The 23,002-nt window shown below is 36.5% G+C and carries 14 protein-coding genes; 11 read left to right on the top strand and 3 right to left on the bottom strand.

The annotated features are described in order from the left end of the window. Positions 1–79: 79 nt before the first annotated feature. Positions 80–3,154: an amidohydrolase family protein gene (locus BWI92_RS10165; protein ID WP_095162771.1), complete on the bottom strand. Its 3,075-nt coding sequence runs from the start codon at positions 3,152–3,154 to the stop codon at positions 80–82. A 324-nt stretch (positions 3,155–3,478) separates the two neighbouring features. Here BWI92_RS10165 and BWI92_RS10170 point away from each other — a divergent pair, with 324 nt between their 5' ends. The 11 genes from BWI92_RS10170 (at position 3,479) to BWI92_RS10225 (ending at position 21,136) form a co-directional block, all read left to right on the top strand. Further along, the gene (locus BWI92_RS10170; protein WP_229241877.1) at positions 3,479–4,060 is read left to right on the top strand and encodes an RNA polymerase sigma factor; all 582 of its coding nucleotides are present in this window, start codon (positions 3,479–3,481) and stop codon (positions 4,058–4,060) included. Positions 4,061–4,780: 720 nt separating this feature from the next. After that, positions 4,781–7,804 carry a SusC/RagA family TonB-linked outer membrane protein gene (locus tag BWI92_RS10175; RefSeq protein WP_409024747.1) on the top strand — a complete coding sequence of 1,008 codons (3,024 nt, stop codon included), beginning with the start codon at positions 4,781–4,783 and terminating at the stop codon, positions 7,802–7,804. Positions 7,805–7,862: 58 nt separating this feature from the next. Further along, positions 7,863–9,542 (top strand): RagB/SusD family nutrient uptake outer membrane protein, encoded by a 1,680-nt coding sequence (locus BWI92_RS10180; protein ID WP_095162773.1) that lies wholly within the window; start codon positions 7,863–7,865, stop codon positions 9,540–9,542. Positions 9,543–9,832: 290 nt separating this feature from the next. Continuing rightward, the gene (locus BWI92_RS10185) at positions 9,833–10,873 is read left to right on the top strand and encodes a PmoA family protein (RefSeq protein WP_095162775.1); all 1,041 of its coding nucleotides are present in this window, start codon (positions 9,833–9,835) and stop codon (positions 10,871–10,873) included. A gap of 453 nt (positions 10,874–11,326) precedes the next feature. Beyond that, positions 11,327–11,773 (top strand): hypothetical protein, encoded by a 447-nt coding sequence (locus BWI92_RS10190; RefSeq protein WP_095162776.1) that lies wholly within the window; start codon positions 11,327–11,329, stop codon positions 11,771–11,773. A 130-nt stretch (positions 11,774–11,903) separates the two neighbouring features. Then, positions 11,904–12,572 carry a DUF1080 domain-containing protein gene (locus BWI92_RS10195; protein ID WP_217903399.1) on the top strand — a complete coding sequence of 223 codons (669 nt, stop codon included), beginning with the start codon at positions 11,904–11,906 and terminating at the stop codon, positions 12,570–12,572. A gap of 711 nt (positions 12,573–13,283) precedes the next feature. Then, on the top strand, positions 13,284–14,006 hold the full coding sequence (locus tag BWI92_RS10205; RefSeq protein WP_095162778.1) for a glycosyltransferase family 2 protein: 723 nt from the start codon (positions 13,284–13,286) through the stop codon (positions 14,004–14,006). Positions 14,007–14,711: 705 nt separating this feature from the next. Then, the gene (locus BWI92_RS10210) at positions 14,712–17,537 is read left to right on the top strand and encodes a T9SS type A sorting domain-containing protein (RefSeq protein ID WP_095162780.1); all 2,826 of its coding nucleotides are present in this window, start codon (positions 14,712–14,714) and stop codon (positions 17,535–17,537) included. A gap of 170 nt (positions 17,538–17,707) precedes the next feature. Then, positions 17,708–18,304 carry a peptide deformylase gene (locus BWI92_RS10215; RefSeq protein ID WP_095162783.1) on the top strand — a complete coding sequence of 199 codons (597 nt, stop codon included), beginning with the start codon at positions 17,708–17,710 and terminating at the stop codon, positions 18,302–18,304. Between the two features lie 30 nt (positions 18,305–18,334). Next, positions 18,335–19,498, top strand: coding sequence for an exo-beta-N-acetylmuramidase NamZ domain-containing protein (locus BWI92_RS10220; RefSeq protein ID WP_095162786.1), 1,164 nt, complete (start codon positions 18,335–18,337; stop codon positions 19,496–19,498). A 117-nt stretch (positions 19,499–19,615) separates the two neighbouring features. Next, positions 19,616–21,136, top strand: a complete 1,521-nt coding sequence (locus BWI92_RS10225; RefSeq protein WP_095162789.1) for an ATP-binding protein — start codon at positions 19,616–19,618, stop codon at positions 21,134–21,136. Positions 21,137–21,234: 98 nt separating this feature from the next. On the opposite strand, the gene BWI92_RS10230 is transcribed toward BWI92_RS10225, so the two are convergent. Beyond that, entirely contained in the window at positions 21,235–21,522 is a 288-nt protein-coding gene (locus BWI92_RS10230) for a hypothetical protein (protein ID WP_095162791.1), read from the bottom strand. A gap of 393 nt (positions 21,523–21,915) precedes the next feature. Next, entirely contained in the window at positions 21,916–22,770 is an 855-nt protein-coding gene (locus BWI92_RS10235; RefSeq protein ID WP_095162793.1) for an SDR family oxidoreductase, read from the bottom strand. Between the last annotated feature and the right edge of the window lie 232 nt (positions 22,771–23,002).

The raw sequence follows: 23,002 nt of genomic DNA on the forward strand, positions 1-23,002 counted from the left end.
TGAGACAAATGATGCTTTGCTAACTTAGCAGAGTAGTAAATGGGAATTATTCACCATTCACAACTCACCATTCAACACTCTATTTGTCACAGTTGTCTTGTAACTGTAATGTACCAAATGCACGAGTTTCGCCTTCTTCTTCAGTTAAACCACCCAAAGAGTTACAAACGAACAATCTTGGTTTGCGCATTTCTGGTCTAGCAGTAGGAGCACCACTTGCTTTTGAATTCAACATTTTTTGAATCAAACGGTTACGTTCAGCAGCGATATTAGCACGCAATTCTTTGTCTTTTTCGATGTCGAAATACACTGCACCTTCAATGATAGTTTTTTCTGGTTTTGCGTAAACAGAAAGTGGATTTTCGTTCCAAAGTACAACGTCAGCATCTTTACCAGCTTTGATACTACCCAAACGGTTGTCAAGGTGCATCATTTTTGCAGGGTTCAATGTTACCAATTTCCAAGCTTCTTCTTCAGTAAGACCACCGTACATGACTGTTTTTGCAGCCTCTTGGTTCAAACGGCGAGCCATTTCAGCATCATCAGAGTTGATTGAGGTATTGATACCAACTTTTGTCATCAAAGCAGCGTTGAAAGGAATCGCTTCTTTTACTTCCATTTTGTATGCCCACCAGTCAGCAAAAGTTGAACCACTTGCACCGTGTGCTTTCATTTTGTCAGCTACTTTATAACCTTCCAAAATGTGCGTAAAGGTATTTACTTTGAAACCCAATGAATCAGCTACTTTCAACAACATATTGATTTCAGACTGAACATAAGAGTGACAAGTGATAAAACGTTTTTTGTTCAAAATCTCAGATAAAGCATCCAATTCTAAATCACGACGTGGAGGAGTCAAAGTAGCTTTGTTAGCTGCTTTGTTATATTCAGCCCAAGCTTTATCATATTCTTTCGCACGCAAGAAAGCGTCCATCATGATTTGCTCAACACCCATACGAGTTTGAGGGAAACGAATACGAGCACGGTCACCCCAGTTTGCTTGTTTTACGTTTTCACCCAAAGCAAACTTGATATATCCATCAGCATTTTGAATTTTCATTACTTCTGGTGCTTCACCCCATTTCAATTTCACGATTGCCGACTGACCACCGATACAGTTAGCTGAACCATGTAGCAATTGTGATGAAGTTACACCACCTGCCAATTGACGATAGATATTTACGTCTTCTGAGTTTACTACATCTTCCATACGAACTTCAGCAGTAACTGACTGAGAACCTTCGTTTACAGAAAGCAATGCAATATGAGAGTGTTCGTCAAAAATACCATTGGTCAAGTGTTTACCAGTTCCATCAACCACTTTTGCACCAGTTACTGACAAGTTTTTACCCACCTGAGCGATTTTACCATCTTTCAATAATACGTCCGTATTTTTCAAAATACCATCCTTCTCGTTTGTCCAAACGGTAGCATTTTTAATCAATAAAGTCTCAGCTTTTGGTTTTGTCTCAGCACCATATCCATTGAAAGGATATACGATTTTGCCTATTGTTGGAACAGGTTTCTTAGTAGTATCTGCTTTTGCAACAGCTTCTTTGAAAGCTTCTTTGAAAATAGCGTCAAATTTTACAGGAGTACCTGCTGCATCAAATCCATCGCCTTTGATGTTTTTGCCATCATAATAAGCACTAATACGAGTATCACCTTTGTCTTTTTTAGCATCTAATTTGAATGATAAAGTCAACAAATCGCCTGTTCTAGTCACTTTTGGAGAAACCTTAACTGAATCTGATACTTGGATTTGGAACTCTGGCTTATCTACTTTACCTGTTACATTCAATTTCAAACCTGATTTACCTGCTACGCTCAAATCGTAAGAAGCACGCATATCAGTCACATTCATGTTGTTTACTACATAACGTTTTCCTTTTACCCAGTTTTCATAAATTACATTACTTTCCTTGAAAAGGTTGTCAGATGTAATCAAGAAGTTTGCCAGCATACCAGGTTTCAAGCTACCCACCAAGTTATCTACTTTGTTGAATTGAGCAGGAACCGAAGTCAAAGCTGCCAAAGCAACTTTTTCATCCAAACCATATTCTACAGCTTTACGCAAGTTTGCCCAGAAATCTGATTTACTTCTTACGTTAGAAGTAGTAATAGCAAAAGGAACACCCGCTTTCGCCAAGATAGCTGGATTGGCAGGAGCCATTTCCCAGTGTTTCATATCCGATAACGAAACCACGCTTGCATCAAACGGATCTTCTACGTCAGGAGTTGTTGGAAAATTCAAAGGAATAATCAAGGAAACACCAGCCGCTTTTACTTCATCAAGACGTTGGTATTCGTCACCACCACCTTTTATGATGTAATTAACACCAAATTCTTTTCCGATTTTGTTAGCTCTCAAAATACCCAATTTGTCAGATACCTCAAATACCTGTGGTACTGATTGGCTATTGTTGAAAGACTCTAAAGAGATATTGTACTCTGTTTTGTTTTTACTCTTCTTATACCAATCAGCATCCAAATAAGTTTGACGTAACAATGCTACTGAACCCATCAATGAGTTTGGATAGTCTTGAGTTGAAGACCCTTTAGATAGAGAGTAATGTGCTGAAACATTAGTTTTCAACAAAGCCTCTTGGTCACGACCGTCGATTAAGGCAACCAATGCCGAAGTACCTCGAACGATACCATCTTGTACGTGTGTGATAGCAGCCCCAAAACCAGCCTTACGTAACTCGTCAGCTGCGGTAGGATTACTTGCATAGATAGCTGCTGCATTTACTTCTGGCAAAACAGCTTGGTTCCAGTTGTAAGCACCTTGTTTTTTCGATTCGAACTGAGGATCACCTCTAAAGCTACGACCTTCTCTTTTTAATTCAGGCATACCATAGCTACTATACGCTTCTACTAAAGAAGGATAGATGCGTTTGCCTTTTAGGTCAATTACTTGCGTACCAGCAGGGAGAGTAATGTTTTTGCCTACTGCTTCAATCACAGAACCTTTGATTACTAAGGTTGCGCCTTCTAAAACTGTATTAGCATCTGAAACGATAGTAGCATTGACAAATGCATACGTGTTTGGACGCTCATCTTGCACCCCGTTTCGAGGAAACGTGGTGGTTTGAGCTCTAAGCACCGTTCCAAACATGATAATGTTGATGAACGTGTAAAGAATCTTCTTCATAAAAAGAAATTTAGATTAAAGGTAGTTTGTGTAAAGTGATATGGCAAACTAAAGGATTTGCCCAATGAAATATTACATCATGTAAAAATTGTATGATAATCTCGAACTTCCAACAAGTTTTGACCAAATTTAGACCAAGTCAGGGATTCCATCGCTTAAATACAAAAGGTGAATTTTTACAGTAGGATAATAATGAGTTTTTATAATATTTTTCTCGTAAACGTTTCCGTAAACGTTTACGGAAAAATATTCAATAAAACCCTTGAAAAGTGCTATTTTGTTTGTATATCTTTAGGAAAGAATCTCAGAAAACAACTCATTTTTATGATGACTGCAAAAAGAATTACGGATGAAGTAGCTTTGTGGAACGCATTTCGTGGAGGGGATCACGACGCATTTACATTAATATATCGTAGCTATGTAAACCTCTTGTATAACTATAGTACTAGTATTACCCAAGACCGTGAGTTAATCAAGGACTGTTTGCACGATTTGTTTGTAGAGCTTTGGAAAAATCACCAGAATTTAGGTGAAACTACTTCTATTCGTTACTACCTGATGGCTTCTATAAAAAGAAAGTTGGTTCGTCATTTGGAAACCCAACAACGTCAGACCTTGCATCATGAAGGTTACTATGTCGAAAATCCAGATTTTGTGGGATCGCATGAAAATCGTTTAGTGGCTTTTGAAGAGGAGCAAAAATTCAATCATGTTCTTAGTGAGTCTTTTCGTTTTTTGACAAAAAGACAAAGAGAAGCACTTTCTCTTAAATTCTTTCATGATATGGATACCGACCAGATTTCAAATAAAATGAACATCAATCCTCAGTCGGTGTACAATCTTATTTTTGGAGCTTTAAAGACTTTAAAACAACACATTGGTGCCGAACAAATAGCTTTTGCATAGGGATTAGATTAAATACATAAGATTACCAAAACCTGTCACAAAAAACTGTGCAGGTTTTTTTTATTTTTTTCAGTAGAAAAAACACTTATCTGTCTTATGTTGTTAAAATTCAAAAAATAAGTAAAATAATTATATATATTTTTCCGCTCTACCTCATAGAAAATATTTCTTTTCTAATACCTACAATTGCCTCATTATATCCCTATTTTATTATTAATATACGGAATTAAGTATTTAATAATCAATATGTTAAAATTAAATTGGAAAAACTGTCCTTTTTCGTCTGTAAAATCGAGTAGAAAAAAATAAATTGTGTCTTGTGTAGTAAAATTGCAAAAAATACTTTCAAAAGTTCAATTTATGGCACGCCTCGACAACATTCTAAAATATGAGTTTTTTCATGCTGAAGATTTTATCTCAGATACCTTTTTTTAGAATGGGTAGCCTCACCAAGTAATCAGGAATATTGTGCTTTTTGGAATCAGTTGATAGATATATATCCTGATAAATACTTTGAAATAGAAACAGCAAAAGAAATTCTTCAGAATAGTTGCGAAGGTCAGGGCCTGAACCCATTTGAAGAAGAAGAACTTTGGCGAAAAATCAATAAATCTTTATTATCCTAATCAATCAGTTTCATTTTAAAACCAATAGACTATGCAAAGTAAACCTTTACAATTGAAAAGAGGGTTATTTGGAATGTGTGCGGTGCTTACCTTTATGTTGTTAAGCTTCACAGGACTAGCCCAACAAGCAATTACAGGGAAAGTGACTTCTTCGGAAGACGGACAGGGTATTCCAGGAGTTAGTGTTATGATTAAAGGTACCAACAGAGGTACAACCACAGATGCAAACGGTTCTTACAAAATTAACTCATCATCGGCTAAAGATGTCTTATCATTTTCAGCGATTGGTTACACGACTTCAGAAGTAGCAGTAGGTTCAAAAAATACTATCAATGTTGTGTTGAATGTTGAAAATCAAGCGCTTTCAGAGGTTGTAGTAGTTGGATATGGTACTCAAAAGAAAAGCCAATTAACAGGTGCTATTTCGCAGGTATCAGCCAAACAAATTTCAGAAATGCCTATTACCAACTTAGGTCAGGCACTTCAAGGTAGAACTGCTGGGGTAGACGTGTCTCAATCAGGTTCAAAACCAGGTCAAACAGCTAAGATTTTGATTCGTGGTCGTCGTTCATTCAACGCAGGTAACGACCCACTTTATGTAGTAGATGGTATTCCATTGTCGGCTGGTTATGAGGATTTTAATCCAAATGATGTTCAGTCAATGGAAGTTTTGAAAGATGCGACAGCTACAGCAATTTATGGTGCTAGAGGTGCTAATGGTGTTGTTTTGATTACTACAAAAAGAGGTGCAGTAAAAGGAAAAACTACGGTTACGTATGATATGTATGTTGGTCAATCACAAGTACTAAACAAATTGAGATTATTCAACGGAACTGAATTTGCAGAATATGTTCGTGAAGCTTACAGATCTACAGGTATTTATAGAAATGCGGCAGGTGCAATTGTTCCTACAGGACAATCAGACCCAGTAGCTGATGGTAAAGTTGCTGTATTGGGTGGTGACCCTAACGTTGTGGAAGGCTTGGCTCAGGGAAGAAGCACAGATTATCAAGATTTGATTTTGAAAAATGGTTTCCAACAAAACCACTCTATTGGTATTCAAGGTGGTAACGACAGAACACAATTCTATATTTCTGCTGGATATTTTCTAGACAAAGGGGTTTCTGAAGGTTTGGATTACTCTCGTTATTCTTTGAGAGCCAACATTGATCATGAAATCAACAAATGGTTGAAGGTAGGTATTTCATCATATATGATGTTTAGTGATCGTAATGGCGAAAACCTAAACCCATATAGCTTTACGATTAACCAAAACCCACTCGGAGCTCCTTACAAGGCTGACGGTTCTATTAACTTTACTCCTACAAACGATGCTTTGTTGACAAACCCATTGGCAGAAATCGTGCCGGGTGCGCAAGTTGACAACACGAAAAAGTACCGTATTTTCAACAGTATTTATACTGAGGTAAAATTGATGGAAGGTTTGAAATACCGTGTAAACTTTGGTCCTGACTTTACATTATCTCGTTGGGGTAGATTTATCGGTGCTCAAACAAATGCAAGAAAAGGTGGTGATGCTCAGGCTAGTACACAAACTAATTTCGGATTCAACTGGACTTTGGAAAACATTATTAACTACTCAAAAACTATCCAAAAGCATAACTTTAACGTAACGTTACTACACTCAATCCAAAGAGATCGTTACGAAAACTATGCTTCAAACGTTCAAGGTGTTCCTGCTGAAACGCAACAGTTTTATAATTTAGGAAATGCGAGTTCGGTATTAGGAGTTGGTAGTAACTTGACAGAGTGGACAATCAACTCATTGATGGCTCGTATCAACTATGATTACAACGATAAATTTTTGGTAACATTGACAATGCGTCGTGATGGATCTAGCCGTTTTGGTGTAAATAGTAAATATGGTAATTTCCCTGGAGTAGCTGTAGGTTATAACATTAGCAACGAGCCATTCTTGAAAAGCGTGCAATGGTTAGACTTATTAAAAGTAAGAGCAGGTTGGGGTTCAGTAGGTAATCAAGGGGTGTCGCCTTACCAAACGCAAGGTTTGTTGAATCGTACTGCTTATGCTTGGGATAATACTTCTGCTTTTGGTTATAGACCAAATACGATTGGTAACCCAGATTTGAGATGGGAGTCATCTGCTACTAAAAACGTAGGTATCGACTTTAGTTTCTTGAAAGGAAGGGTGCAAGGTTCATTGGAATTGTACCAAACCAACACAACAGATCTGTTATTGTCTGATCAGTTGCCAGGTTCAATCGGATTTAGTGCTGTAACGAAAAACGTCGGTGAAACACGTAACAGAGGTGTTGAACTAGGTGTATCTACTATAAACGTTGATACTAAAGGAGGTTTTAGATGGACAACTGATTTCCAGTTTACTAAAAACAGTGAAGCCATTGTTTCTTTGTATAATGGAGCAAAGGATGATGTTGGTAACAGATGGTTTATTGGTCAGCCTTTGAATTCATTCTTCGATTACAAAAAAGTGGGTATTTGGCAAGTTAGCGAAGCAGAACAGGCAAAGAAATTCTACCCTGGTGACAACGCTAACGCCTTGGGTGCAGGTGTAGGTCAAATCAAAGTTCAAGATACAAACGGTGATGGTGTAATCAATGCTAATGACCGTGTATTACTAGGCTCAGACGTTCCTGATTTCTCGGCAGGTTTAACTAACAGATTTACTTATAAAAACTTTGACTTATCATTCTTCTTATTCGGTCGTTTTGGACAAATGATTGTGAGTGGTTTCCATCAAGACAACAACGCATTGGCTGGTCGCTACCAACAGATCAAAGTTGATTACTGGACACCAAATAATCCAAATGCAGAATTCCCTCGTCCATTCAGTAACCAAGAGTTCCCACAGTTCAGACAAACGTTGATTTACTTTGATGGTTCATTTATCAAGTTACGTAACATCAACTTTGGCTACTCATTCAACTCAACAGTTGCAAAAAAATTAGGCATGGAATCATTGAGAATTTTCTCAAGTATTCAACAACCGTTCATCTGGTCTAGCTTTATTTCTAAGTACAATGGCGTAGACCCAGAAACTTCAGGTACAGCTGTAAACAATGGTATTACACCATCTACGAAAGTATTTACAGTAGGTATCAACGCTAAGTTCTAAGAGCGACTTAGTAGAAATTTCTTAACGATAAACAGTCTAACGAAAAATGATTAATACGATGAATATTAACAATATATTAAAACATGCAAGAGTACTAGGGGTAGCAGCATTGATGTTGACCGGTCAGTCTTGCTCAGATGTCTTGAACGAAACAGTTGTATCGGGTATCGGTAACGACTATATGAACACAACCAAGGGGTATGAAGATGCTGTAAACGCAGCCTATTCTTCTCTTCGTAACTATTATGCCACTCAGGCAGGTCTTACCATGACCGAATATGGTACTGATATTTATGCTACAGGTGCGGATGGTTCGTACAAAGGTTTTCATTTTTATGATACTCAGTTGAATCCAACAGTAGATTATCTAGCTCAAATTTGGGATGAATTATATCGTGGTATCAATACTTGTAACGCTATCATTGAGCGCGCTCCAAAAGTAACGATAGCTGATGCTACCAAAAAAATCAGAATTGCTGAGGCTAAGTTCTTGAGAGCGCACTATTACTTCATATTATTCCAACAATATGGAGGTGTAGATTTGAGATTGACAGAAACATTGGCTCCTACGAAGCAGACCAAAAGAGCTACGGATGCCGAAATGTATGCTGCCATTATCAAGGATTTGACAGAGGCTATTCCTGATTTACCAAACTCGTCATCACAATATGGTCGTGCTATCAAGCCTGCTGCTGAGATGTGCTTGGCGAAAGTGTATCTAGCAAAAGCTTATTCGTCGGTAAAAGCATCAGATGATTTCTCAAAAGCAGCAACACTTTGTTCAAGCGTAATTTCTAATTATGGATACAAATTGCTGGATGATTTTGCAAGTGTATTTGATGAGAATAACCAAAGAAACTCAGAAATCGTTTTTGCAGTACAATATACTTCAGATCCATTGACAAACCTTACTAATAATACAGGTGCAGTTAATGGAGGTAACAACTTACACTTGTTTTATGGTATGCAGTATGACGTACAGGCAGGTATGCAGCGTGACGTTTTGAATGGTCGTCCTTTCAAACGCTTGCGTCCTACAACTTACTGTACAGATGTTGTTTTTGGAGAACGAGTTAATGATTCACGTTACAAGAAAACTTTTAAAGATACTTGGTATAGCAATAAGCCAGGAACTTATGTGACAGCATTCGATGATTCAAAAACTTCGGTAACTTTTGCAGCAGGTGATACAGCTATTTTTATTCCAGGCTACGAAATGTCGAAAGAAGAACGTGCTAAGAAAAAATATCAGGTATTAGTGCCAAGCAAATATTCAGAGGCATTATTCCCAACTTTGAGAAAATTCTTCGATACCAAGCGTCCTGATATGACTTATGAAGCAGGTAGCCGAGATTTCTTCGTGTATCGTTTAGCTGATACTTATTTGATGTTGGCAGAGGCACAGATTGGCTTGGGTAACAAACAAGCGGCGGCAGATGCTCTTAATATGGTTCGTCGTCGTGCAGCTTGGGCTGGTAAACAATCTGCTATGGAAATTACAGCTGCTCAAGCTACTTTTGACTTTATGGTAGAAGAAAGAGCTAGAGAATTAGTAGGTGAGCAAACTCGTTGGATGGACTTAAAACGTTGGGGAATCTTAGTGGATCGTGTGAAAAAATACAATCCACAAGCGGCTGCTAACATCAAAGATATTCACAATGTTCGTCCAATTCCTCAAACACAAATTGACCGTACAGAAGGAGGTAATACTGCATTCCCTCAAAATGCTGGTTACTAATAGCTAGTTGGGTTGTAAATAATGAAGAAGATGAATGACTCTTAGGATTAGTTCATCTTCTTTTACCACTAAAAGCATAATTATATACTTGACCCTAATACCAAAAACATGGGGCGTTTCGCGAGAGACGCCCCTCTTTTTGTTAATATATCCAACTCAAGCAGTCTAATCAATGCAGAATAGTCTCCATTTTTTGAAAATTTTGAGTAACTTTTGGATTTTAAAGGCTTTTATATCAAAATTTAAGACGAGATTGTGCAAACAATCCTATTCGACTAGAAAACCAAATTATGAAAAAAAGTATCATCATGATGGGGCTAATGCTTATGAGTGCAGGCATTTTTGCTCAACAAAAAACAGATAAAGTACAACTTGTGGTAAAGAAAAATGAAAGAAAGGTAGATGTACTTGTCGATGGGCAACCCTTTACTTCTTACTTCTATCCGAGTGATTCTATCCTAAAAAAACCAGTACTTTTTCCTATTCGTACCGCGCAAGGAACTATGATTACGCGTGGCTATCCTTTCATCAAAAAAGCAGGAGAACGTGTGGATCACCCACACCATGTAGGTATGTGGCTCAATTACGAATCTGTGAATGGGTTTGACTTCTGGAACAATTCAACGGCTATCAAAGACCGTTCGAAATACGGAACTATTCGCCATACAGGTATTGAAAAAGTAGTGGGTGGACATGGAAAAGGCGAATTGCAAGTAACTGCCGATTGGATTGATACCGATGGAAAAGGGAAAACTCTTTTGAAAGAAGAAACAACCTACATTTTTACAGCCAAAGGCAATCAACGTATCATTGACCGCATTACCACTCTTACAGCTGTGGAACCTGTAACATTTGCTGACGTAAAAGACGGAATGTTTGCCATCCGCGTGGTTCGTGAATTAGAACATCCTTCAGATAAACCAGATGTTTTTGTAGATGCCAATGGTATCGAAACTAAGGTTGATAAATTAGATAACACAGGTATTTCTGGCAAATATCACGGCAGTAATGGTGTAAATGGAGAAGAAGTGTGGGCTACACGTGCTAATTGGATGAACCTTTCTGGAAAGATTAAAGACGAGGATATTAACATTGTGATTATCGATCACCCTAAAAATGTCAGCTATCCTACCTATTGGCATGCACGTGGATACGGCTTGTTTGCAGCCAATCCGCTAGGAGTAAATGTGTTTTCAAAAGGGAAAGAAACTTTAAACTATAAATTAGCTCCTAATCAATCAGTAACTTTCCGCTATCGTACAGTAATTACTTCAGGAAAAGTAACGGATAAGGAATACGATGATTTGGCAAAAGAATTTGCTAATCAATAGCATTATTGAATTTTGCGACCCAAGAGAAAATATTGGATAATATATAGATGGTGTACTTTGATAGTGTCCATTCTGATGTCTTAACTGATATTATTAACAAGTAAAAAAGCTCAACTATCTTACCATAGTTGAGCTTTTCTTATTTTAACCGATTGATTTCGGTTTTTAAAAATCTTTGTTTGGGGTAATAATATCCGTAGATATATGAAAGTATTACGGATGAGAATGCCAGTAAACTCATAATTACTAGCTTAAGAGTGAGGTTTCTTTTCATGATAGGTATAATTTTTTTGATTTTTTTAGATACAGAAATCTATTTACCTCAAATATATCTTGCTTTTGGTGTACTTCGAATATCCTATTTTGATAATTGTATAAACGGTCATGACTTTATCGGCTTGTTTTTTTATAACTTCGGGAAACCAATTTCTATAAAAACCCAATTCATTTAACATGAAAAAACTTCTTTTCGGATTCTCAATGGGATTTCTTACTTTGGCTTGTAATCCTAAATCATCAGAACAAACCCCAATTATTGGTACTTGGCAGTTAATTTCAGGAACCACCATCAAAGGCTCAGACACTACAGTCACAGATTATACCAAGGGGCAGGAAATGATTAAAATAATCACTCCAACTCATTTTTCGTTCTTGCGCCATGACCTCAATCACGGAAAGGACTCCACTGCCGACTATAGTGCAGGAGGAGGTAGAGTCAAGATTGAAGGAAATAAGTATAAAGAATATTTAGATTATTTCAATGTGCGCGAGTGGGAAGGAGGCGAGTTTGAATTTGATTATGAAGTCACGGGAGATACTTTAATTATTAAAGGAGTCGAAAAGGTAGAAAAACTTGGTATCAACCATATCAATATCGAAAAATACCTTAAGAAAAATTAGAATCAACCATTCTGGCAGTGTTAGTCATATCAAACTATGGCTGACACTATTTTTGATAGGTAAAAAATTGAATGAATTGTCTTTTATGGCTACGGTACATCATTCAATCAAACACTAAACTTATCATTTCATGAGTACACAATTGAAATACATTTTTATATTCCTGTTGCTATTGACAACCAGTACGATGTTACGTGCTCAGAATAAGCTCTTTAATGGTAAAAATCTAAAAGGCTGGTATTCCTACGAACCTAAAACTGGTAAGCACTCAAACGCAGCTGATATTTTTCGGGTGGAGGATAAAATGATTCGTTTGTATGGAGACAAATTAGGGTATGTAATGACAGAGAAGTCATTCAAAAATTTCCAACTAACTGTAACTTTTCGCTGGAATACTGACACTACTATTACCCGTAAAAGTAGTAAAAGAAACAGTGGTATTATGTATTTAGTGCCTACCTCAACCAAAGATACCCTTTGGCCCAAAGGAATTCAATATCAAGTAAAAGAAGGTGGGACAGGTGATTTTGTACTGTTACAAGAGGTGACTTTATTGGTAAAAGGTAAACAAACCGAACCTGGAAAAAGTGTAACATCAGCAAGGTTTTCAGATGCCGAAAAACCAGTCGGTGAATGGAATACAGCTGTTATTACTGTAAAAGAAGGAATCGTAAAACAAGAATTAAATGGAAAGCTAGTGAATGAAGGTACTTTAACAGAGCCTATTGAAGGCAAAATTTTACTACAATATGAAGGTTTTCCTATAGATTTTTCAAAGATTGAGTTAAGAAAACTTTAGTAAATCCTTGTGATAAGATTATTGGAGAAGGTGTACGTGGCAACGTACACTTTTTTACTTTTGGGGAGAAATACTAAAATTTAGAGATTGGGTTTGCTTAAATCTGAAACGGCGCTGATCAATTGTATTTTGTCTTGGGAAGAAATTGCTCTATATTTGTTCTTGAATTGAATGGTTAATTTAGTAAAAATCCTCCTAAGCGATAGTATAAGCTATTTTGAAATGGATTAATTAATATTCATTGTGTTAAAACTAAACCTTTCAGATTCACGCTCCCCAAAACTCTGCTTTAGTACTTTTTAGGGTTTGGGTAATAACCTAATTTTAGTCGAGTTACCTTTGGTAAGTATTAGTGCTAATGTATGAATTGTGAATGTAAAATTTCAATTATCAACATCTTACATCTTCAATGAATTAAAGATTATTTTGTATGAATACACTATAAGCTTTAAGTCCAAAAGCTTGTTTGAATTCATTGGGAATATTTTGCCGAGAGTCTATTGCTGAAAGTCGAGTGCCCCTAAGGTGAAATTTATTTTGCTCACTATCTTGTACTAAAATTAAGAAATTCTTGATCTGGTTCTTTTTATAAAGAGAAGGTGTCATAGCATATTTTTTTTGCTTTAAATTTCTACTGATCATTCAAATAGCTAACAGCACCTATTAGAACATAGAGCGATAAAGAAAAAAATAGTTAAACTAAACAGTCAAATGTATCTTTTTCAGAAACTATCAGTTGTAATTCCTGCCTATAACGAAGAGAAGACGATTAAAAGTGTCCTAACCAAGCTTACCACGGTAGAACTTATCAAAAATATCCAAATGGAGCTTCTTGTTGTAAATGATTGTTCAAAAGACAACACCGAAAAAGAAGTTGAATCTTTCATTAAAGAGAACCCATCCGTTGACATAAAGTACTTTAAGCACGAAGTAAATAAAGGTAAAGGTGCGGCGCTTCATACAGGAATCAAAAATGCAACTGGACAATATTTAATTGTACAAGATGCCGACTTAGAGTATGATCCAGAGGAGTTTAATATTCTGATAAAACCAATAACTGATGGTCACGCAGATGTTGTTTATGGATCTAGATTCATGGGCGGCAATGCGCACAGAATTTTATTTTTCTGGCATACAATTGGAAATAAGTTTTTGACATTTCTATCCAACATGTTTTCTAATCTAAACCTCACAGATATGGAAACATGTTATAAGCTATTCAGAACAGATATTATTCAGTCGTTGACGCTAAAAGAAAAAAGATTTGGATTTGAGCCTGAAGTAACAGCGAAAGTATCTAAAATAAAAGGGATACGAATTTACGAGGTAGGGGTTTCGTACTACGGAAGAACCTACGAAGAGGGAAAGAAAATCAACTGGAAAGATGGATTCAGAGCCCTCTATTGTATTGTAAAATATGGTTTGATGAATTAATTAATAGTGCAAAATCGAATTCGATAATTCAAGATTCGGTTTTCAGCTATGGGCGCTTTGCTAAAATATTTCTCATTAATTCATAGAAGTTTTTGGCTGCTGGCCTAATGTCTATAAAATTCAAGTAATTCTGAATGTAAATTGCTAATAATTAACCATTTGCGTTCACATGTAGAAGTATACTTAGGATTATAAAAACCATTTATTTCGGATATCGAACGTTGGGTTTCGGAAGCGTAAACTTCTATATTGCCGAAATCCAACATGCCAAATGTGGAACAATTAGAAATCCTACGGGCAGTACTAATTTATAACTCAGTGCTACTGCTTAAGCTGTAAAATACTGAAAGCCAATTATTAGTGCATGTGAGTATTAGATATTCTCAGGTTCAATACACTCAATTTTAGTGCTTAAGTTCTGATATCCCAATCCTGTCAAAGGAATAGAGGGCAGAAAGTGTACTTATCTTCATTAATAATATTCTCCATTCATTCTACTCTTTCATAAACTTCATGAAGACATATTCGTGTTGCAGGTCCTACGCCATTAGTGAACTGTATCAGAATATTTCATATTCTTCAGACAAAATGCTCAAAAGCTAGACAACCAAAACCTTTAAATTTTGGTCATGAAAGCTGACGGAGGGTTGTATGCTTAATTTATGTATAAGCTATCAGTCCTTTTAACATTAATCATTGATAATTATGAGCAATTTTTATTCATTTTCAAAATTGCTAGGCTTGGTTGGTTCAATACTCTTTCTTTCAAATAGTACATTTTCTCAAAAAATAGATAATATTATTTTTAGGGATTTACCGCAAGAATCTCAACTATTTCCACGTGATGCCAATAATTTAGCCAATATTCCTATTGCGGGGACTGTTGTGCAAAATGGATACTCTTATGTCTCGGTAAGCTTTTCAAGAGAGGGTAAACCATTTACTTATGCAAAAGGAGTCATCAGCTATCCGACAAACTCATCCACAGGAAGTTTTACGATTCCTAATATCTATATAAAAGCAGAACCAGCTGAATATGAATGCAATATCTATTTGGTGAAAGGGAGTGATTCAACTCTGCTTGTTACCCGTAAGCACCTAGTGGCAGGTGATTTTTATGTGGTCAATGGGCAATCCAATGCATATGCTTTTAATATTGGAAATGAGCCTTATTATGAGTCTAATCCATATATTCGAACATTTGGTGTTAACATGGGTAAAGACTCTGATACTTTGTGGACTAGTCCAAGCCCACAAGTAGGAGCTTGGGCATTGGCACTGCAAAAATATATTATTCAAAATACAGGAATACCAACTTGCATAATCAATGGGGCAGTACCAGGGACGAGTATAGCTTTACATTTTAGAGACAATCAGAATCCAACTAATTTAGGTACAATTTATGGCTCATTATTGTATCGGATTCAAAAAGCTAAAGCCACAAATTACATCCGTGCATTTATCTGGGCTCAAGGTGAGAATGATACTTTTGAGCACTCTACTACTTACCCCGATGATTTTAGAAAATTGTATCAATCTTGGCAAATAGATTTTCCAAAAGTAGAGCAATATATTGTTTTCCAAAATAATGTTTTACCATTGCCAACCCTAACTGGAGCTAGTATTCGTAATTTTCAGAGAATGACTCCTAGTCTGTTTAGTAAAACCGAGGTTTTTTCTCAAATCGGAATAGAAACAATCGATGGGATTCACCATTCTAATCAAGGGTATTTTCGCATAGCTTCAGAGTTGTATAAAATTTTAGCGCCTAAGTTTTATGGTGCTCAAGATGACCCAAATAATCACTCTCCAAATGTTAAACGGGCTTATTTTACCAATAGCCAACATACTGCTATCGCATTAGAATTTCCTGTTGGAACTACAATGATTGCTGTTCCAGACACTATTATAAAAAGCCCAGCAACAGGTAATACGGTGACCTTGGGCATAAAAGATTATATTTACTTTGATAATGATGAAACAAAAGTTTCAACCATTTCGGACATTTCTTATCAAGGAAATAAAGTGATATTAACTTTTACAAATCCTATTTCCTATTCAAAAATAGACTACCTCCCAGCTCGTTATTATACGAATGATTTCCAGAAATTTATGGGGCCGTGTTTACGCTCCAAAAATTATGTAAATGCTTGTTCCTTTTATGATCTTGCAATAGACCATGAAAATACTGCACCAATTACAAACCCGACTCTTGGTGCTCAAGTTTTATATCACAACCAAGGCAAATTATATTGGAATCAGGTAGATAGGGCTATCTCTACTGTATTGGAAGTAGAACAGGCTGATGGTTATCATGTAATAACGACTCTGGATACTTCTGTAACTGTTTGGAATTTATCTAATCTTTTACCCAATACAGTTTATAAATATAGAATAAAAGCGATTTCGGCAACAGCTATATCAGACTATGTATATGTCACCTTAACTACCCCAGCAATGCTAGTAACACCTAAGCTTGAAGGTTCACAAGTGGCGATTAATCAAAATAGAGTAACTTGGAATGATATTTTGGGAACCTCAAAATATGTGTTAGAAAGAGCGACTGGACTTGGTGTATTTGAAAAGGTTGGAGAATTTGCTTCCAACGTAACCTCTTATGTAGATGGTGGGATTAAACTAGGTAACTCTTATACATATCGCCTCAAAGCTTATGGAGTTTTAACCGAATCTGAAGCGGCCGTAGTAGCTATTTTAGTAAAAAATGAATTAAGTGTTCCCACAATTTCCCTCACCTCTGTGTATTCCTCTGCCAATGGCGTTTCTGTTGTGTCTCTAAGCTGGAAGTCGATTACTGGTGCTACCAATTATAGTTTGGAGAGAAAACAATCAGATAAAGCTTATCAAATCATTACAAATTTAGATAATTCACAAACGAGCTACAAAGAACAAAATTTACTTCCTGCTACCACCTATGTCTACCGTATAAAGGCGGTAGGTGTATTGACAGAATCAAAATATGATTCTATAATTGTGTTAACTCCGAATGTATTAGCGACTCCGAACTTGACTGTAGATGAAAATTTAGGAAATAAAACCCTATCGATTCGTTGGAATGCAATTGCTGGGGCGACTTCATATCAATTAACTCGAACTATAGCTGGTTCAACAGAGAGTTTGAAAGCTAATGTTAGCGCTACCTCATTGATAGATTCAGCTTTTGTCCAAAAAGCTAATTATACCTATACTGTACAAGCCTTTGGTATTAATACCGAATCTGCCATTGCGACGAAAACATTTGTAACGTCCTTAATTTTAGCGAATGAGCCTCTGGTTGTGGAGTCACTGGTTTACCCGAATCCATGTAGCGAGTTTATGTCGATACGACTACCATATGTCACTTCGGGAAAGGTAGAAATTATAGATATTCAAGGAAGCATACTGAAAACTCTTGATTTTAAGAATCAAGAGTTACTAGAACTCTCAGTCCAAAATCTACCTGCTGGTATGTATATTACTAGGGTTCAAACCACTAAAGCAAATTGGGTTACAAAGATGAAGGTTGTTCATTAATTGACTTTAGTATAAAAACTTGCATCAAAAGCCGAATTGGAAATTATTATTCCGATTCGGCTTTATTTTTATTGGAGCTGTGAAAAGTTTTTGATTATGAGGTAGTTAATCAATACAATGTTATCTTGCAAAAATATGATAATACCCCAACTTTACTCAAAACCTACTTTATGATAAAGCCCATTTATGTTTATGACCAGCAGATACTAGAGCAACCATGTCCTGACGTACCTCATAACTCGCCAATACTTACTAATTTGATACTTGACTTGTGGGATACCATGCGTAATGCCCAAGGATGTGGACTTTCTGCGCCACAAATAGGAGTATCCTACAGTGTTTTTATCATCGACAGCAAAAGTGTTTTTCAGTCTATTGGTAAGGCGTTTAGACATAAATATTATGAGCCTGATGATACAGGAATTACTGAAACTTTTATCAATGCAAAACTGGTTCAAACTTCTAGTGAGATTTGGACTGCAAAGGAGGGATGCTTGAGTTTACCCAGTTTGGTTCGTGATGTGAGTCGTCCTTGGAAAATCAAGATTAGTTATTTGAACCAAAATCTTGAAAAACAAGAGTGCGAATTTACTGGACTAACTGCTCGTATGATTCTTCACGAACTTGATCATATCAATGGGGTATTGTTGTTAGCCCATCTCTTACCATTTTCACAGAAAATGCTTTATTTTAAATTGAAATCAATCAAAAACGGGAAAGTGAAAGTAACTTACCCAACTATGAAAAAACAAAAATTAGTAGCATAATCCTATGGCTAAAATTTTGGGTGAACAGTTATGAAATCAACGATACAATTTGGCGTAGATCATTTAATGGCAAATTTTGACCCTTTAAAATTTGGAAAAATAGGGTTAGTGTCAAATGATGCGGCATTCACCTCATCAGGAAAACGCTCTCGAATAACACTCTTAGAAGCTGGGTTTGAGATTACAAAACTATTTTCTCCAGAGCACGGCATCTCTGCCAAAGGCGCTGATGGTGCCTTTATGCCCAATGGAACAGATTTGTCTACAGATTTACCGATTGTAAGTTTATATGGTGAAAAATTAGCCCCTTCAAAAGCAGATTTAGATGAAATAGATACCGTATTCTTCGATGTTCCAGATATTGGCTTACGATATTATACCTATCTCTGGACTTTATCTTACGTATTAGAGGAATGTTCCAGAAATCAAAAACGCCTAGTAATTTTAGATAGACCCAATCCACTTTCGGGAGTTATTGAGGGACCAATGCTTGATGAAGAACGTTGTTCGTCGTTTATTGGTAGATGGGATATTCCTGTTCGACACGGCTGTACCTTGGGAGAATTGGCTAAATTGTTTAATTCAGAAAAACAACTAAAGGTAAATTTGCAAATTATTCCTTGTCTTAATTGGCAAAAGAATATGTTTTTTAATGATTGGAATCTCGATTTTCAACCAACTTCACCAGCAATACTGTCTTGGGAATGTATGCTTGCTTATCCCGTTACTGCTTATTTGGAAGCCACCAATTTAAGTGATGGAAGAGGTTCTGATACTCCATTTGCCCAAATTGGAGCTCCCTGGCTTATTGATATTGACTTGACAAGATTTTCAGAAATAACAAGAGCCATTGATTTTCAGCCTTGTCAATTTATTCCAGAGGAGGGTAAATTTCGAGGCGAACTTTGTTTGGGCATAAAGCTTAAGGTGACAAATCCATCACTTTATCATCCTACGCTAGCAGGATTATGTTTGATAAAAACGATAAGGGAACAATACCCCAAATATTTTGCTTGGAAACCATATCCAACAAGAGCCAATCCCGCGGGTACTCGTCATCTGGACTTATTATTGGGTGTTTTTGAGGCAGAAAAGCTGTTTGATTTACCTTGGAATGCATTTCTTTCTAGCGTACTTGATTTGACGAATACTAATAAATGGCAGGAAAGAGTTAAACCGCATTTACTTTACTAAACATGAGATTGTTTATTGAAATCTTATCAAAAACTTAGGTTTTAAAAGGTTTGTACTAACGTCAGAGTTAAAGAGTCCAAGTAAAAATGTAGTTTTGCATATAGAAAAGAAAAGGACATGATACAAAAATATCCAGTAGGAATTCAAGATTTTGGAGAGCTACGTACAGGAGGGTATTTGTACGTAGATAAGACCGAATATGTTTATCGCTTAGCGACTGAAGGGAAGTATTACTTTCTATCTCGTCCCCGTCGATTTGGCAAGTCGCTGCTTATAAGCACTTTGGAGAGTTTATTTTTGTCGAAGAGAGAACTCTTCGAAGGATTATACATTGAAGATAAATGGGATTGGAGCCAGCGTTATCCCATCATTCGTATTTCATTTAGCAATATCGGCCATAAAGAAAAAGGGCTTTACCAAGCTATTGACGACCAATTAGATAAAATTGCTGAGAGTTATGCAATAGTACTTACAGAAAGTGTAATCAGTGGAAAGTTTAAAGAATTGATAGAGCAGCTATCGGCCTCTAGAGGTAAGGTTGTGGTTTTAATTGACGAGTACGATAAACCGATTATTGATTATTTAGGAGATGAAACAGCCAAAGCTATAGAGAATAGAGATGTGATGAAAATCTTTTATTCAATATTGAAAGATGCAGATCCTCATTTGAAGTTAGTTTTTATCACTGGAGTATCGAAGTTTTCGCGTGTCAGTATCTTTTCGGATTTGAATAATCTGACAGATATAACAATGAGTCAGCATTTCTCAGGAAGTTGTGGTATATCCGAACAAGAACTAGAATCTTGTTTTGAAGAGGAGTTAAAAGTGTATGATAAAGATCGGATTAAAGAGTGGTATAATGGATATTCTTGGGATTTATCAACGAGTGTTTACAACCCTTTTTCGTTGATGCACTTTTTCAGAGAGGGGCGTTTTCAAAACTTTTGGTTTGAAACTGGTACGCCTACATTTTTGATAAAATTAGCAGAAAAGGGTCAGCTGTATGATTTTGAAGAGATAGAAATTGGAGGCAATGCCTTGAGTTCTTACGATATCCAAAAGCTAGAGATTATTCCGTTGATGTTTCAGACAGGCTATTTGACGATGAAGTCTTATAGCGAAATGAGTGATGTATATGTATTAGGTTATCCTAATAAAGAAGTTCGTAAGTCATACATCGAAGTGCTGATGTCCTCTTACAGTCATAGCGATTTAGGATTTGGGGTAGTTTATGTCGATAAAATTCGACAATATTTAGAGAAAGGAGAGGTAGAAAGAGTTGAGTCAATCTTAAATACAATCTTCAAATCTTTACCTTATGAGCTTTGGCAGGGAGAGAATGAGCACTTTTACCATGCGATTATTCATTTAACGTTTACCCTTTTGGGAGTTTATGTACAGTCCGAAGTACAGACATCCGATGGTCGTATGGATGCCCTTATCCGATTGAAAGATTATGTTTATTGTATAGAGTTCAAGTTAGATGAGTCAGCTATCAAAGCAATAGAACAGATAAAGGCGAAGGGATATTTAGCTCCTTTTGCTTATGAGGATAAGAAATTGATTGCCATAGGAATAAACTTTTCCCGAGAAAAGAAAAAGGTAGAAGAGTTGAAATGGGAGGAGGTAAATTTTTAATGATGATTTATTAGTCCTGATTTTAAGATTATTAATACTCTAAGGTTGAAGTTGTTTTTAGGTATTGTTAGCAACTATTGCATACGATAAATATCTCTTTACAATTTAATCTCCACCATTTTTTTCCACAGACTCAGTGAAATGGCGGTTTCTTCTGAAGACTCATCAAAGTATATCCAACTATCACAGGCTTCGGATAATATTCTTAAGGTCTCACAATTTTTCTTACTTATGAAGTCTTGTCCATAGGCCTGTTCTCCGTTAATAACAGCATTCCATAAAGCATACTCTAAGCCTTGCATCCAAGAGGCTGCATAGCATTTCTCAGAGATTTCGCTCATATAATAGGCTAACTCTCTTTGGGTATTCGTCAAATCTGCTATCATTTGAACTACTTTAAATTAGTTTTGAATGAAGATGGATAGATTTTGCTAGCAAACAGCAAAACAAAAATCATCCCGAATTTAGCGATTTTGTGATTTAGCGATGAGTGATTATGTAAAAATTTGTATTCTCTCTGTAGAGACGCAATGATTGCGTCTTAAGCCAAGTTATATCTAACATTTTAGCATCAAAAAAGCGGTCGAAAAATATTTTTTGACCGCTTTTTTGATAAAAACTTGGAGAATAATCCCAATCCTAAAAATTTGGGATGACTCATATTTTGTAATGTTATTTGTGATTAAGTAAGAGAACGCTATCTTTCATATGCAATTTGGCTATGACCATTTGATTATCTTCAAATAACGAATATACGATTAACAAATAACGTCTTTTACTTATGACAAACTTGCCAATGTCTCTTTCACTGTCTCAGCCAAAGAAGTAGTTGGGCGACCGATTAAGGCTGATAACGTTTTAGAGTCATCAAACAAATCTCCTTGTGATGCACTTACATCCCAACTAGCAATCGCTTGAGCAAAAAACTCAGGTAAGCCAAAGCTTGTCAAAATCTTGGCATATTCAGCCTCTGGAAGGTTTGCGTAAAGAATCGCTTTGCCAGTTTGTGCCGAAATTTCAGCCGCTAAATCTGTCAAAGTATAGGCTGTATCGCCAGCCAATTCGTACACTTTTCCGTCATGACCTTCGGTTGCTAACACTGTTGCTGCTGCTTCCGCAAAATCGATACGAGCTGCCGAAGAGATTTTGCCGTCGCCTGCACTACCGATAAATGCACCACCTGCCAAAGCTCCACCAATTGAACCTGTGTAGTTTTCAGTGTACCAACCGTTACGAAGAATCGTATAAGTTAGGCCTGATTCTTTCAAGTTTTTTTCTGTGGCAACGTGTTCAACCGCCAAGCTCAAGGTTGAAGTATCTGCATGTAATAAGCTCGTATAAACAATCTTTTTCACGCCCGCTCCTTTGGCTGAAGCTATTACATTGGCATGTTGCACCTCCCGTTGTCCAACTTCGCTACCCGAAATCAACAGAAGTGTATCAATACCTTTTAATGCTTCTACCTGTGTGGCTTTGTTGCTGTAATCAAATGCTTTTGCTTCTACGCCCAAATCGCTTGCTTTCTCAGGTGTGCGAACCAATACTACAATATTTTCTGAAGCTACTTTTTGTTTCAAACTTTCTACTACCAATTTCCCTAATTGTCCTGTAGCTGCTGTAATTCCGATTTTCATTTTTTTAATCTGTTTAAAGTTTTAGAAAAGCAGTTGAACTGAGCTTTTATCTTCAAATCAACCGCCGATTTGATATGACAAAGGTAGAGCCAATCTATTTTACAGTAGTTATCAAAATAAGCGTATATAGTGTAAAAATCGGAAAGTTGGAAATTAGAAGAAATTGATATTTTGATGGATTTTGTTTTATAAAAGATGAATGTTAGCGTAAAATAAAAAGGAAGTTGTTTGG

Source organism: Flectobacillus sp. BAB-3569 (assembly GCF_002270355.1).
In the GTDB taxonomy this organism is placed as follows: domain Bacteria; phylum Bacteroidota; class Bacteroidia; order Cytophagales; family Spirosomataceae; genus Flectobacillus; species Flectobacillus roseus.